Origin of the sequence: Tetragenococcus koreensis (assembly GCF_003795145.1) — a bacterium.
Taxonomy (GTDB): Bacteria; Bacillota; Bacilli; order Lactobacillales; family Enterococcaceae; genus Tetragenococcus; species Tetragenococcus koreensis.
On sequence record NZ_CP027786.1, the window covers coordinates 325,196 to 339,822 of the forward strand.

A 14,627-nucleotide genomic window follows, 5' to 3' on the forward strand; every position below is an offset into this window, starting at 1 on the left:
GAAATGCGCAAAATAACAATAATGTTATTTTTCTATCACGCTCCTAGGTGGCGTATAGAGTTGGTGGTTACGTAGTAGCGTATCCACCAAACGCACAAATTTTCTTGCAGTTAAAACGATGGCTCTTTTGTGTTGGTGTTTCGGTGTTTCTTGATATTTCTTACGATAAAAAGCTTGGTATTCGGGCAAATGTCGTCTTACAGAATTGGCAGCTTCAATTAAGTAGTAACGGAAATAGCGATTGCCTTTTTTCGTTAATGGTGTGTCCTCGGCTTCATGACGGCCTGACTGATGTCTGGGCCAAGTGAGACCAGCATATTTGGCTAAACTGGCTTGATCGGGAAAACGTTGGATTTGACCAATTTCAGCTAATAAGCCAGCGGCATAAACGGGACCTACACCGGGAATACTGGTTAAACATTGGTATTCGGGCACCGTTTGAACGAGATCTTCGATCCCTTGGTCACAGTCTTTAATGGCTTTTTCCAAGGAACGAATTTCACGCACAAGGATGCCTAAGATCATGTCGACCGATTCGCTCACGACTTGATCAAGCCGGTAAGAACTACGGATGGCCCGTTGGATCGTTTTTGCCAACCCTTCGGGATCTTTAAAGCGACCGCGCCCTTTCGTTTGAAGCCATTCGGCAAAGTCTTTCAAAGGCAGGTTCGCTAAGTCGTCTAAGGATAAATCTTGGGTAAAAAGTTCCATGATTATGGCACTAAAAACGGTCGTGGACCCTTCAGCTTCACGCAATTCCTTTTTTAAGGTATTGCATTTATACGAAAGGTTTTCAATAAAATGTTGTTTGACTTCAACTAATTGCCGTACGAATTGATAACGCGTGCGAGTCAATCGTTGAAGCGCCATATATTTTTCTTCTTTGATAGGTGAATTCGTATAGCGTTGAATCCGTAAGTAGTCGGCAATCATGAACGCGTCGATCGGATCCGTTTTATCCTCATCAAACATTTTGATATATTGTTTGATTCGATGTGGATTTTCAATCGTTGTAATGGCATGAATCGCTTGAAGCTGTTCATCCTGGTGGAAATTTACCGCTGGATGATAACTATACATGGAGGTAGATTCCATACCAATGACGATTTGGTCAAACGAATACGTTTCGTAAAAGGCGAGTACCTGTTCTTTTAGTTTCCAGGCGCCTTGGGTGTCATTGCCATAGGTGTGATTTAACAACACCACCATTTCGTCGGTTAGATAACATGTATCTAGTTTTTCCGAGCTAACGTCTATACCTACAAATAATTTCACGGGGAAGGACCTCCTTTCAAAAAAAATTAGGAAAATGCTTCGATACTGTGGGCTTCCCAAGATACACGTTGTATAATCACAACCTCGTTTACGAGAATATAGTGACAAGAGGCAGGAGCTGCTTTCAAACCTTCTACTCAAGGTATGCCTGCCCGAATGTCGAAACAGATAGTGTGTTGGTAATGATAACAACGGTCTGGGTTGCATGCTTAAATGCGTAGACGAACTACAGGAGGTGATAGCACAATCCCATGTGGATCCTTTCCACTGACAATTATATCTCAGGAACCACACAATATCGAAACAAGTTCCAAAGTGCCCTCCGCTCGTTCAAGAATCACGAGCTGCGCGGAGCTTCGCTCCTTGCCTCGGCGAGCAAAGCTCGCTTTGACAAAGGGAGAAAAGGTAGTGTTGCCTAAAGATTTTATTATTTAATGTTATTTATTTTATTTTCAAAGAACCAGAACATTTGCATCAGAAAAGATGCTTATAAATATATTTTACGAGGAGGTAAGAATGTGAGAAAAATTATTTTAGTTGGACATGGGGATGGTTGTATTGGAATGAAAAAGTCTGCAGAAATGATCTTGGGCAAGCAGGATCATTTAGCAGCGATTGCCTTAAAAGAAAGCGAGGGCTTAAACGACTATTTGGAAAAAGTACGAACAACTGTAGATGAGTACATGAAAGACGGTTATGATGGATTACTTTTATTGGCGGATATTAAGGGAGGTACACCTGGAAATGTGGCAACTTTAGTAGGAAAACAGAAAGATCAAGTTCAAGTTATTGTTGGTTATCACTTGGCTATGATATTAACCGCGTGCACAAATGATAAAATAAACAGTCAAGAATTGCTGGAAGAAACCAATCAAATGATCCAAAAAGTTATTTAAAATCAGGAGGAATCTATAAAATGGAAATTGCAATTACTAGAATTGATGAAAGATTAATCCATGGACAAGTAGCTTATTCTTGGACAGTCGAATATCAAGTAGATGAAATCGTAGTTGTTGATGATGAGATCGTTAATGATGATATGCAAAAAATGCTACTTGAAATGGCTGTACCTGAAGGAAAAACGTTAAAAATATTGTCTATAGAACAAGCTGCTGTCTATTTAAAAGGTTCTGGAAATAAAAAAGTATTCCTTGTGGTAAAAACGCCACAAATCATCTTAGATTTAGATAATAAAGGTGTAAATTTTGATTCTATTAATATTGGTGGAATGTACTATAAGGAAGGTAAAGAACAAATTACAAAAACAGTATATATTGACAACGAAGAAAAGCAAATCTTTAAAGAATTAGCGTCGAATGGAATCTCATTGGATGTTCGAACGTCTCCTAGGGATAAATCATTTGATTTAATATCTAAAATTTAAATTGTAAGCGATTTAATTCCTTGATATAAAAGTGAAACAAAGTTAAGGGGGAGGAAAATGGGACTAACAGCTTCAATCTTATTAAGTGTTTTTGCGGCATTACTAATCACTGAAAACTATGGTTATGGGTTATGGATGGTTAGCCGCCCAATATTTGCTGGGCCTTTAATCGGCTTGATTTTAGGGGATTTACAAACCGGCTTAACAGTTGGTGCAAGTGTCGAACTGATGTTTATGGGCGTTCTTCCTATTGGTGGTTCAGTACCGCCAAACGCACAAATCGCTGGTATTATTGGGACGATTTACGCTATTGAAGCAAACTCAACTTCTTTAGGTATTTCTTTAGCTTTACCTATTGGAATATTGGCCCAGTTTTTAATTATGCTCGCTTGGAATATTAATATTTATTTGGTTCATAAAGCAGATAAATCAATTAAAGAAGGTAATACTAGAAAAATGGAAGGATTACATTTAGCAGGTATTTTAGTATTTTTCTTGGTCTTTTTCGTTTCTTCATTTTTGGCTATTTATTTTGGTAGCGGTTTTGTGAGTAGTATTAATGAAGCTTTACCAAATTGGATTTCAGGTGGTTTAGAAATTGCTTCTGGTTTACTTCCAGCTATTGGGATGGCAATGTTACTTAAGATGATGGACTTTAAAAAATATTGGTCCTTTTTTTTAATTGGTTTTGTTCTATCAGTTTACTTAGAATTAGACGTTTTGGCAGTATCATTATTAGGTTTGGGAATTGCAGCAGGTATTTCCGCGATTAAAAACCGCTCTGATGATGATTCATTAACGCCTGATCAAGAAGAAGATGGCAATGAAGAAAAACTGATCCATAAGAAAGATCTATGGAATATGTATGGACGTTCTTTTTTTACAATGGCTACTATTAACTATGAAAGATATATTAGTTTAGGTTTTGACTATGCAATGGTTCCTATATTAAAACGTTTATATGCAGATAAAGAGGAATATGTTGATGCCTTAAGACGGCATAATGAATTTTTCAATTGTCATCCTTATACGGCCAATATCGTTTTAGGTGTTTCAGCTGCTTTGGAAGAGCAAAAAGCAAAGGGAAGCGCTATTACTGATGAAACAATTGCTTCCACAAAAACGGCATTAATGGGCCCTTTGTCAGGGATAGGAGATTCAGTTTTTAAAGCAACATTTATGACAATATTTGCTGCGATCGGGGCAGGGTTGGCGCTGAACGGTAATATTTTGGGTCCTGTTGTTTTCATTGTTCCCAATGTACTATTAAATGTCATTTCACGCTATTTGGGGATTTTTTGGGGCTATAAATTTGGTGTTAAATTAATTGCCAAAATGAAAAACTCAGATTTGATCCAAAATTTTGTTCAAGGCGCAACTATTGTAGGGATGATGGTTACAGGATCTATGGTTGTTAACTTTGTTCAAATTGAACTTACAGCAGAATGGGTTAGTGCGGGAAAAGAGATAGTATTACAAGATTTACTAGAACAAATTTTCCCTAGCTTATTACCTTTAATTATTACCCTACTATTCTATCAATCATTAGTTAAAAATAAAAAAGCAATCTATTGGTTGATGTTGGTTTGCTTTGTTATTGGTTTAGCAGGTAAATTTTTCGGAATTCTATGAGGGAGATATATTTATGTCACAAAATAATGTACTGGAAAAAATTAAAGGTGGCTTGATTGTGTCTTGTCAAGCGCGTAAAGGTTGGCCAATGTATGGTACGGAAATTATGGTAGCTTTTGCAAAAGCAGCAGAACAAGGCGGTGCATGCGGAATACGTGCAACTGAACCTCAAAATATTAAAGCGATTAAAAATGAAGTTGATCTACCAATGATTGGAATTTTTAAACAATGGTATGATGGCTATGAAGTTTATATTACACCTACTTATGAGAGTGCTGCTGCTATAGCAGCAGCAGGCGCTGATATAGTCGCTATGGATGGGACACAAAGAAATCGACCAAACGGTGAAGCACTAGATGAGATAATTAAGAAGATCCATAAAAATTATCCAACTGTTTTAGTCATGGCTGATTGCGATAACCTTGAAAATGGAAAATATGCCCAAGAATGTGGCGCAGATATTGTTTCCACGACAATGGCAGGTTATACTAAATCTACAAGAAATCAACAATCTTTTAATCCAGATTTAGTTAAGGAAATGAAAGAAAAACTAACGATTCCTATTATTGCGGAAGGTCATATTAGTGACGTAGAAGAATTGTATACTGCCTATAAAAGTGGTGCAGATTCTGTGGTGATAGGAACAGCTATAACAAGGCCGGAAATTATTACCAAAAAACTAGTGGAATCACTATTGGAGGAATAGATTTGTCTTTAACAGAAAATCTGAAATTACAAAATGATTTTACAGAAATTGAACAAAAAATTGCCGATTATGCGCTGAATAACATGAAAAAAGTGTCGCGCATGACCATTAAAGAATTTGCGACGGCGGCTGACGTTAGTGAGGCAAGTGTGGTTCGTTTCTGTAAGAATATAGGAGTTAAAGGTTTTCGTGAATTCAAATTAGTTCTTAATCAAGAATTAGTATTAGAAGGTAAGAATAGTAGTTTTAATATTGTAGAAAAAAATAAGAAAGAAGAACTAACCACACAAGACGTTCTATTTAATACACTTGAGTTGGATCGCTTAGCCGTAGACCAATTATTTAATACACTGGATACGAAAAGTGTTGAACAAGCAGTAAATAACATTGCTAAGAGTAATATAGTTGTTGTGTATGGCGCTGGTGCTTCTTCAATGGTTGCAGAGGATCTGACCCATAAGTTTACTAAACTAGGACTATCGACTTTTTTTAATCGTGATTTTCATTACATGTTATCAATTGTGCTGAACATGCAAGAAGGCGATACGTTTATTGCAATTTCAACCACAGGTCTAACACAAGAAGTATTAGAATTATCAGAACTGGCAAAAAAGAGGAAAGGAACAGTTATTTCGATAACAACTTTACAAAAGTCAAAATTAGCTAAACAGTCAGATGTATTATTAAGTACACCTGTTTTAGAAGAATACTTTCGTGTGGCTAACTTAGCTACGAGAATTTCTCAGTTAGTAGTTGTTGATATATTATATATGAATCTCTATGAAAAGTTTGATAAAGAAGTTACGCCTAAGCTTTTTGAACTTCGTGATGCAGTAAAAAAATATCGAAATTAAAACTCGCAAAAGGGTTTACATTCAGTATTTATATAAAAATATGGCACAAACAATAGATTGCACGCAAGGGAATAATTTTTCTTGCGTGCTTTTTAACGTGTATTTCTAAAATAAATGTGGAGGAGATACGAACTCAAAATGTAGTAGAAAACAGAAAAAGTATGGTTAGGTTAACTACAACAAGAATGAAATAGCTTAGCAATTAAAGAACGTTTAAACAGTCTTGCCATTTGAAACTTTAACGGGCAACTTATACATATCTTCTAAAAGTATATCTGGTTGTGTAATTCGTTGTATTAGTAAATCGACTAATAAGTCAGTGAAGTCTTGAATGGGTTGAGCAATTGTTGTTAAATCTGGGAAGTAACTTTGCATAAATTGTGTGCCATCATACCCAATAACCTTTAATTGTTTTGGTATATCAATACCTAGTTCACGACAGTTATTAATAACCAAAGTAGCGGTTAAATCATCTGTACAAAATAAACTATCCATATCTCGTTTTTCTAAAATTTGTTTGATTTTCATATTTTTTAAAGTTAAAGAGTTTTCAAACGGTGCAAAACGAAAGATCGTGGGTGTGAGTCCAACTTCCTCTAAAAACGCAAGATAGCCGTTTAAACGTTCATTGGTCGGGGAATCTGACACATTGCTACCAGCTATAATACCAATTCTTTTTCCGCCATTTTTATAGAGTGTTTCTGTTGCCAAGTATCCACCTTGATAATTGTCACTACCTACAATAGGAATCCCTTCGGCTAAGTAACGGTCGAATGAAATAATTGGTAACTCGATCGTTTCATACTCTTTAATCCCTAAATTATGAGCGCCAGCAATGATTCCGTCCACTTTATTTGCGGCCAACATTTTAAGATAGCTGCGTTCTTTTTCCTTATTTTGAGCACTGTTACAAAGAATAGTTTTATAGCCATGTTCAAATAATTTGGTTTCTAATTGTTCGACGAGTTCAGCAAAAAAAGGATGGGCAATTGTTGGAAAGATTAATCCAACTAATTGTGTATTCTTTCCCTGCAATGAACGTGCTAAAGAATTGGGTTGATAATTTAACTCGCCCATTGCGGCCTGTACTTTATCAATGGTTTTTTGACTTAGAGAGCCATAGTTGTTAATTACTCGCGAAACTGTAGTTGGAGATACACCTGCTTTTTTGGCTACATCTGTGAGCTTGATAGACATTTTTTAACCTCCTTCAATTATTAAATGGGATGATAGTGGAGAATGGTTTCTTATACAACGGTCAATAATTAGTAGAATTTCATTGTTTTATTTTCATTTAAAGATAGTCCAGTTTTAAGCAAATGTCAAACGTATGACATTTTAAAACATTTGACGTGTCAACATTCCTCTTATATTTAACTTTTTTATTACTGAACGATTGACATCTTTATAGGGGTATAGTATAAATGTATAAAGCGTTTTCGATTTGTTGGGAATGTAAAATGAAATTTATAGGCACATAGAATGTGTATTTTTATTAAGCAGAGAAATTGAGGTGATAACCAATTACATTGTCGCTAATTATAAGTTTGTCGATAGCATAAGTCATAAAGTAGTTTAGAAAACTCGGACTATTATTATAATTAATTTTGAATGAGCAATTGTTCATAGCATCAAAAATAAATTATTAGGGTTTAAGGTTGAGTAAAAAGGAGAAGAATAAAAATGATGCAAAAGGTACAGCGTTTTGGGGGAGCGATGATCGCTCCAGTTTTGTTATTTGCTTTTAATAGTATTGTGTTAGCGTTTGCTATTGTATTTCAAGATCCTGAAATTATGGGCGGATTAGCAGCTGAAGGAACTTTTTGGACAGACATTTGGTCTGTGATTGAAGCTGGTGGTTGGGTTGTATTTGACCACATGGAATTATTATTTGTTATAGGATTGCCGATAGGGCTGGCTAAAAAAGCGAATGCACGAGCAGCTTTAGAAGCTTTTATCATTTACATGACATGGAATACATTTATCAATGCAATATTACAAATTTGGGATTTTGGTGTTGAACTTGGTAGTACAGAAGAAGTTCTCGGTGTAAAAGCTATTGGTGGTGTCGAAACTCTAGATACAAACATTATCGGAGCTTTGTTAATTTCTGGAATGGTTATCTGGTTGCACAACAAATTTTATGATACAGCACTTCCTGAATGGATCGGAATTTTCTCAGGATCTGCATTTGTTGTTATTATTGGATTTATAGTTACTTTACCTTTAGCATTTTTAACAGCATGGTTGTGGCCAATGTTACAAGGATATATGTTCCAGTTGCAAGATTTAATTGCAGGTAGTGGTACAGCAGGTGTAGGAGCTTTTGTTTTCTTAGAAAGAATTCTGATTCCAACTGGGCTTCATCATTTTATTGCTCAACCATTCAAATATGGGCCAGCCGTTGTTGATGGCGGATTAACAAACTTTTGGTTTGAAAACTTAGCTGATATTTCTGCTTACAATGGGACCTTAAGAGATCTTGTTCCACAAGCTGGCTTTGGTTTGAATAGTATGCCTAAGGTGTTTGCTCCAATTGGAATTGGTGCAGCTTTTATTGCAACAGCGAAGCCAGAGCAACGGAAAAAGACAATTGCTCTAGTTCTTCCGACAGCTGTAACAGCTGTTTTAACTGGAATTACGGAGCCATTTGAATTTACCTTCTTATTCTTGGCGCCACAGCTGTATGTTGTGTATTCATTACTTGCTGCAGCGATGGCCATGACGGTTTATGCTCTGGGTGTCTCGCTTGTATTAGGGGGAGGTTTGATTTCCTTTTTCCCAAGGTTTATTATACCATTATCAACGAACCATATGGATGCGATCATTATCTTCTTTATTGTGGGACTGGCATTCTCGGCGCTTTATTTCTTGATCTTCCGTTGGTCAATATTGAAATTTAATATTAAAACACCAGGTCGAGATGATACAGGAGAAGTTAAGTTACACACTAAAAAAGATTACAAGAGCAAAAAAGCCGGTGAAGCTGGTAATGATAATGGCGCAAGTACTAGCGGAACTTCACCTGTAAGACAAAGTACGAATCCTAATGCGCAAAAAGCGGGTCACTTTTTAGAAGGTCTGGGCGGCATAGAAAACGTAACAGATATTAATAATTGTGCAACACGACTTCGCGTAAAAGTTGCTGATGAAAGCAAAATTTTGGACGATGACTTTTTTAAAAGCGGTGGTGCGCATGGAATCGTTCGTAACGGAACTGCTATTCAAGTAATTGTAGGCTTAGATGTGCCAAAAGTAAGAGATTTCTTTGAAGAAATCGTTGAAGATGAAAGCAAATAAAATGATTAGGTTGTTAGAGGTGCAATATGAAAATACTTTTGATATCAGACATTCATAGCAATGCTGTGTCTTTACGTAAAATTTTAGAGAAAGAAAAAGATGTGGATAAAATTCTATGTGCAGGTGACCATGTAGATTATGGACTTTACCCTAAAGAAGTTCTGGAATTGGTTAAAGACTATAATATTACAAGTGTCAGAGGAAACCACGATGATCATATGATCAAAATTTGGGAACAAATAGAACAAGGTGTGGAGCAAGATGAATTTAAATGGATCCATCATAACGCAGATATTTTAGGTAAAGAGGATATCGATTATCTAAAAGCACTGCCTAAAACGATCTCATTTGACTTAGGTAATATTGGATATGTGCTTCAGCACCAGTGGAAAGAAAATTCATATGAAACCATTCAAAGCCAATATCACTTTGACCAGTTTTGGAAAGAACATTATACCGGAGAATTGCAAGGAGACTTTGAAAAAAGAATTATTTTTGGTCATACTCATAGACAAGGGATACATTACGTGACAAGTGACAAGCTTTGGTTGAATCCGGGAAGTGTTTCTTACAGAAGACCAGATGACCCTACGAAGGATGCTCATTATATGGTATTAGAAGACGAAAAGATTATATTTAAACAATTACCTTATGAAAAAGCTGAGTTAATGAACGAAGTAAATAAGTGGCAAGGAATCATTAAACAAAAAGATATGGACGTCGCTTTGTTCTTCTTTGGGGAAGATGAGAGTTAAGTTATTTTGTGAGGCTATAATTTAATATCTAGTAGAAGGTTTAATTAAAAGGGTTATGTTGCATTTTTAACGATGCGACATAACCTTTTTAATTGGTTTTTCGTTGTATTACAGCGTAAGTTTGGATATAATTAGAATAAAAAATGATGAAGTTATTTTTTTGTGTAAAATTTTAGGAGGAATTACATGCCAGAGAAAAAAGCTACAACGATTTATCAAGTATTATGGAATAGTGCCGATATTTTACGTTCGAAAATGGACGCTAGTGATTATAAAGATTATTTACTTGGATTAATCTTTTATAAGTATCTTTCCGACACAATGCTTTATCATGCTGCTGAACTATTAGAAGAAGAACCATCAGATTTGAAAGAAGCACAAAAGATATATACAGAAGCTTATAATGATTCAGATACTCACGATGACTTAATAGATGCGCTGATGTTTGATTTTTATTATACAGTTGAACCACAGCTAACATTTACAGCGTTAGTGGAAGCAGTACATAAAGGAGATTTTCAATTAGAAGATCTGGCGCAAGGTTTTCGTAATATTGAGCAAAGCAGCGAATTATATGAAAACCTATTTGAAGATGTTGATTTATATTCAAGAAAATTAGGCTCAACACCCCAAAAACAAAATCAAACGATCGGTGAAATAATGACAGAAATTGACACTTTAGATGTTGCTCATGAAGGTGATGCATTGGGTGATGCTTATGAGTATCTAATCGGTCAATTTGCTTCAGCTTCTGGTAAAAAAGCAGGGGAATTCTATACGCCGCAAGCAGTTTCTCGTTTAATGACCCAGATCGTATTGCAAGGAAAAGAGGACCAAAAAGGCTTTAGTGCTTATGACCCTACTATGGGATCTGGCTCGTTATTGCTTAACGTCAAAAAGTTTACAAAAGAACCAGGAACAGTGAATTTTTTTGGACAAGAGCTGAATACATCAACTTATAACTTAGCACGTATGAATATGATTCTGCATAATGTATCTGCTGCAAATCATCATTTACATAATGGCGATACATTGGATGCAGATTGGCCAACAGAAGAACCAACTAACTTTGATGCAGTCCTTATGAACCCACCTTATAGTGCAAAGTGGTCTGCAGACAAAGGATTTTTAGATGATCCACGATTTTCCATGTACGGTGTCTTAGCACCAAAATCTAAGGCAGATTTTGCCTTTCTTCTACATGGATATTATCACTTAAAGGACTCTGGAGTCATGGCAATTGTATTACCTCACGGTGTATTATTCCGAGGTGGAGCCGAAGGGAAAGTCCGTAAATCTTTAATTGAAAATGGCTCAATTGATACTGTTATTGGGTTGCCAGCAAATATCTTTTTTAATACGAGCATTCCAACGACGATTATTGTATTAAAAAAAGACCGTGATAATAAAGATGTGTTGTTTATCGACGCTTCCAACGAGTTTACCAAAGGAAAAAATCAAAACGTACTGGAAGATAAGCACAGTGACAAGATTCTTGAAACTTATAAGAAGCGCGAAGATATTGACAAATATGCCCACGTAGCCAATTATGATGAGATTGAAGAAAATGACTTTAATCTAAATATTCCAAGGTACGTGGATACGTTCGAAGAAGAAGAGCCAATAGATATGGTGGCTTTAAGTAAAGAAATTACTGACCTAGACAAAGAAATCGAAAAATCAGAAGCTAAGATTTCTTCTATGATTGAGGAGCTCGCTGTAACGGATGAATCAAAAGAATTTATTGAAGCAGCAAAGGCGGTGTTTAATCATGAGTAAGGAAGAAAGAAGAGTGCCAGAAGTACGTTTTGAAGGTTTTTATGACGATTGGAAACAGCGTAAGTTGAGGGAACTTACACAAAGGGTGACTCGCAGAAATAAAAACTTAGAATCAACTTTACCTTTAACAATCTCTGCACAAGATGGTTTAGTGGATCAAAATGTATATTTTAATAAGGTAGTTGCTAGTCGTGATGTCAGTAATTATTATCTAGTAAAATATGGTGATTTTGCATATAATAAGTCATATTCAAATGGGTACCCTTTAGGCGCTATAAAACGTCTGGAGAAGTATGAAAAAGGTGTGTTGTCAACACTTTACATTGTGTTTAAACCTATTGATGTTAATTCTGATTTCCTTGCAAAATATTATGACACAACTTATTGGTACCATGAGGTCTATAAAAATGCTGCAGAGGGAGTAAGAAACCACGGATTGTTAAATATTTCTCCTTCTGATTTTTTTGAGACTAAATTATCTATACCAAAAAATTGGGAAGAACAAGGTAAAATAGGTACTTTTATTCAGAAAATAGATAACACTATCGCTCTTCATCAGGAAAAGTTATCTAAACTACAAACATTAAAAAAAGTAGCGCTGCAAGCTTTATTCCCAAAAAAAGACGAGATTGTACCGAAAGTAAGATTTACTAATTTCAATGAGGCATGGAAACAGCGTAAGTTATCTAGTCTTGCTAATATTGTTGGTGGTGGGACACCAAACACCAAGGCGGAAGAATATTGGGATGGAGATATTGATTGGTACTCCCCTGTAGAAATTGGTAAAGATATTTATGTCTATGAAAGCCAAAGAAAGATAACAGAGCTTGGACTAAGAAAAAGTTCAGCAAAAATACTACCTTCTGATAGAACTATACTTTTTACCTCGCGTGCTGGAATTGGAGATATGGCTATTTTGAAGAATTCAGGCACTACGAACCAAGGCTTTCGATCTATGATTGTAAATGACGATACCGATACTTACTTTCTTTACTCGTATGGCAATAAAATAAAAAAATATGCGTTAAAACACGCTTCAGGTTCAACTTTTTTAGAAATATCTGGTAAAGAGTTAAGTAAGATAGAGTTAAAAGTACCATCTTTAACTGAACAACGAAAAATCGGATTCTTGTTCGAGCAAATAGATAACGTAATCACTCTTCATCAAATTAAAATAAAAAAATTACAAACTTTAAAAAAGGGTTTCCTACAAAAAATGTTCATATAAAAGTGAAGCTTCAATAGATTATCTCAATTCAAACCCATTGAAGCTTTTAATCTATACTAGCATAGCTAAATGACGCATAATTTTATCATTATCCTGATTTTCTAATTCCTGAATGATATGCAAATAAGTTTCCTGTGTAGTCGCCATACTAGAGTGACCTAATCTTTTTGCGACGCTGGCAACAGATACACCTGCGAAAAGTAATAATGATGCATGAGTATGACGTAAACCGTGTATAGTGATAGTTGGAATGTTGGCTTTATTACATAATGTTTTTAATCGATTATTGACTGTAGAATTAAATACTCTTTTTTTTGCAAAGATTGGGCTTTCTTCATCTAGCCCTTTCATCAATTGTAAAAATTGCATAGCAATTTGCCAGTCCAACTGTACTTTCCTATTTGATGATTCATTTTTAGTAGATTGAAATTCCCCTTTAGAAGTTTTATAGTTCCAAGTTTTGTTTACCAATACTTTTTGTGTGGAGAAATCAAAATCACTAGGCGTAAGAGCAAGTGCCTCTGAGAATCGTAATCCTGTTTTTGCTAATAACAAAATAAACCAATCCCAATTAATTTCTGTACCTAATTCTAGTCTTTTCAACAACAGTTGTAGTTCAAATTGATTTAGGAATTTAGTTTTTTTTTCGCTAGCTTCTTTTCCCTTGATAACAATTTTCCTAGTGGGGTTTTTATCTAATACACCTTCATCAACAGCATCTAAAATTGCGCCTTTAATTTGATGATGAAAATCCATTGTCGTCTGTTTTTCATGTGTTTTAGCGTATTCATTTAATAAAAGCTGATATTTTTGTCTGTTTAAGTGTTTCATTCTTAAATTTGGTGCTAATTCAATAATTCTTTGGTTTGTCATACGGTATTTTCTCAGAGTGACTGGTCTAACGGCTCCTACTTTATATAAATCAATCCATTCTTCAAAGTACCTATAGAATAATTGTTCCTTTTGTTTATTTCTGGACATAAAAAAACCCCCTAATAATATTTGATGATTATTCATCAATACTATTATTACGAGGTTTTGAAAATAATGAAAGAGCTTTTATATAAACATTTTTTGTAAAAAAGCTTTTTTTAAATTTTGCTGTTTTTCTAATTTTTGTTGATAAAGAGTGACAATATTATCTAATTTAGAAAAAAATTGGCCTATTTCTCTTTGTTCTTCAAAACCAGGTACCTTTATCTTCCATTTTTTTACTTCAGACATAGGAACTAAGTTTATCATTGCTGAACCAGGATTTGATCTGGTTAATTCTCTTTGCATATTATCTGAACGCATAAGTTGCAAAAAATATTCTGAATCTATTTTTTTAGCATTAACTTTGAACCGGATTAAAGCTTGATTAAATACCCCCTTTTTTATACCCTTAGGCACTCTAGAAATACGACCAATAGTGCCTGCGCCACTCATAATAAAATCTCCTGGAATTATTTCAAATTTAGATAGTTCTTTAAATTTTTTTTCAGTAATATTATATCTAGTATTATATCTGTCATAAATTGCATTTTGCTGTTCATAAACAACATAGTTACTTTCAGGTACAAATAAGTCTTTTTTTAGAGCACTACCGAATGGTCCTCGACGTATTCCTTTTTTTGGATCTAGTAAGTCTGAAAACTTACGCTGTTTCCATGGACTGCTAAAATTAGCGAATCTTACTTTGGGTTCTGTTTCCTCTTTTTGGGGAAACAAAGAT

At 35.1% G+C, this 14,627-nt stretch carries 13 protein-coding genes; 9 read left to right on the top strand and 4 right to left on the bottom strand.

Annotated elements, in window-relative coordinates; all coding sequences use genetic code 11:
* Positions 1–24: 24 nt before the first annotated feature.
* Positions 25–1,275: an IS110 family RNA-guided transposase gene (locus C7K43_RS01655; RefSeq protein ID WP_124005256.1), complete on the bottom strand. Its 1,251-nt coding sequence runs from the start codon at positions 1,273–1,275 to the stop codon at positions 25–27.
* Between the two features lie 518 nt (positions 1,276–1,793).
* Between C7K43_RS01655 and C7K43_RS01660 the strand changes: the two genes are divergently transcribed.
* From C7K43_RS01660 to C7K43_RS01680, 5 genes are read left to right on the top strand one after another with little or no spacing between them, the layout of a single operon-like run.
* Entirely contained in the window at positions 1,794–2,171 is a 378-nt protein-coding gene (locus C7K43_RS01660) for a PTS sugar transporter subunit IIA (RefSeq protein WP_157977719.1), read from the top strand.
* 20 nt (positions 2,172–2,191) lie between these two features.
* On the top strand, positions 2,192–2,659 hold the full coding sequence (locus C7K43_RS01665) for a PTS sugar transporter subunit IIB (RefSeq protein WP_124005258.1): 468 nt from the start codon (positions 2,192–2,194) through the stop codon (positions 2,657–2,659).
* Positions 2,660–2,716: 57 nt separating this feature from the next.
* Positions 2,717–4,291: a PTS system mannose/fructose/sorbose family transporter subunit IID gene (locus C7K43_RS01670; protein WP_124005259.1), complete on the top strand. Its 1,575-nt coding sequence runs from the start codon at positions 2,717–2,719 to the stop codon at positions 4,289–4,291.
* A gap of 13 nt (positions 4,292–4,304) precedes the next feature.
* Positions 4,305–4,997 carry an N-acetylmannosamine-6-phosphate 2-epimerase gene (locus C7K43_RS01675; RefSeq protein WP_124005260.1) on the top strand — a complete coding sequence of 231 codons (693 nt, stop codon included), beginning with the start codon at positions 4,305–4,307 and terminating at the stop codon, positions 4,995–4,997.
* Between the two features lie 2 nt (positions 4,998–4,999).
* On the top strand, positions 5,000–5,851 hold the full coding sequence (locus tag C7K43_RS01680; RefSeq protein ID WP_124005261.1) for a MurR/RpiR family transcriptional regulator: 852 nt from the start codon (positions 5,000–5,002) through the stop codon (positions 5,849–5,851).
* 213 nt (positions 5,852–6,064) lie between these two features.
* Here C7K43_RS01680 and C7K43_RS01685 read toward each other — a convergent pair whose 3' ends face one another.
* Complete coding sequence (locus C7K43_RS01685; protein WP_124005262.1) at positions 6,065–7,048, bottom strand: LacI family DNA-binding transcriptional regulator; 984 nt, start codon at positions 7,046–7,048, stop codon at positions 6,065–6,067.
* 486 nt (positions 7,049–7,534) lie between these two features.
* Here C7K43_RS01685 and C7K43_RS01690 point away from each other — a divergent pair, with 486 nt between their 5' ends.
* The 4 genes from C7K43_RS01690 (at position 7,535) to C7K43_RS01705 (ending at position 12,913) form a co-directional block, all read left to right on the top strand.
* Positions 7,535–9,151 (top strand): alpha-glucoside-specific PTS transporter subunit IIBC, encoded by a 1,617-nt coding sequence (locus tag C7K43_RS01690; RefSeq protein WP_124005263.1) that lies wholly within the window; start codon positions 7,535–7,537, stop codon positions 9,149–9,151.
* Positions 9,152–9,177: 26 nt separating this feature from the next.
* On the top strand, positions 9,178–9,906 hold the full coding sequence (locus C7K43_RS01695; RefSeq protein ID WP_124005264.1) for a metallophosphoesterase family protein: 729 nt from the start codon (positions 9,178–9,180) through the stop codon (positions 9,904–9,906).
* 186 nt (positions 9,907–10,092) lie between these two features.
* On the top strand, positions 10,093–11,685 hold the full coding sequence (locus C7K43_RS01700; RefSeq protein WP_124005265.1) for a type I restriction-modification system subunit M: 1,593 nt from the start codon (positions 10,093–10,095) through the stop codon (positions 11,683–11,685).
* Entirely contained in the window at positions 11,678–12,913 is a 1,236-nt protein-coding gene (locus C7K43_RS01705; protein ID WP_168711980.1) for a restriction endonuclease subunit S, read from the top strand. The genes C7K43_RS01700 and C7K43_RS01705 overlap by 8 nt, the downstream gene beginning before the upstream one ends.
* A gap of 51 nt (positions 12,914–12,964) precedes the next feature.
* Here C7K43_RS01705 and C7K43_RS01710 read toward each other — a convergent pair whose 3' ends face one another.
* Entirely contained in the window at positions 12,965–13,894 is a 930-nt protein-coding gene (locus C7K43_RS01710) for a site-specific integrase (protein WP_124005267.1), read from the bottom strand.
* A 78-nt stretch (positions 13,895–13,972) separates the two neighbouring features.
* Positions 13,973–14,623: a restriction endonuclease subunit S gene (locus C7K43_RS13545; protein ID WP_264371087.1), complete on the bottom strand. Its 651-nt coding sequence runs from the start codon at positions 14,621–14,623 to the stop codon at positions 13,973–13,975.
* Positions 14,624–14,627 lie beyond the last annotated feature (4 nt).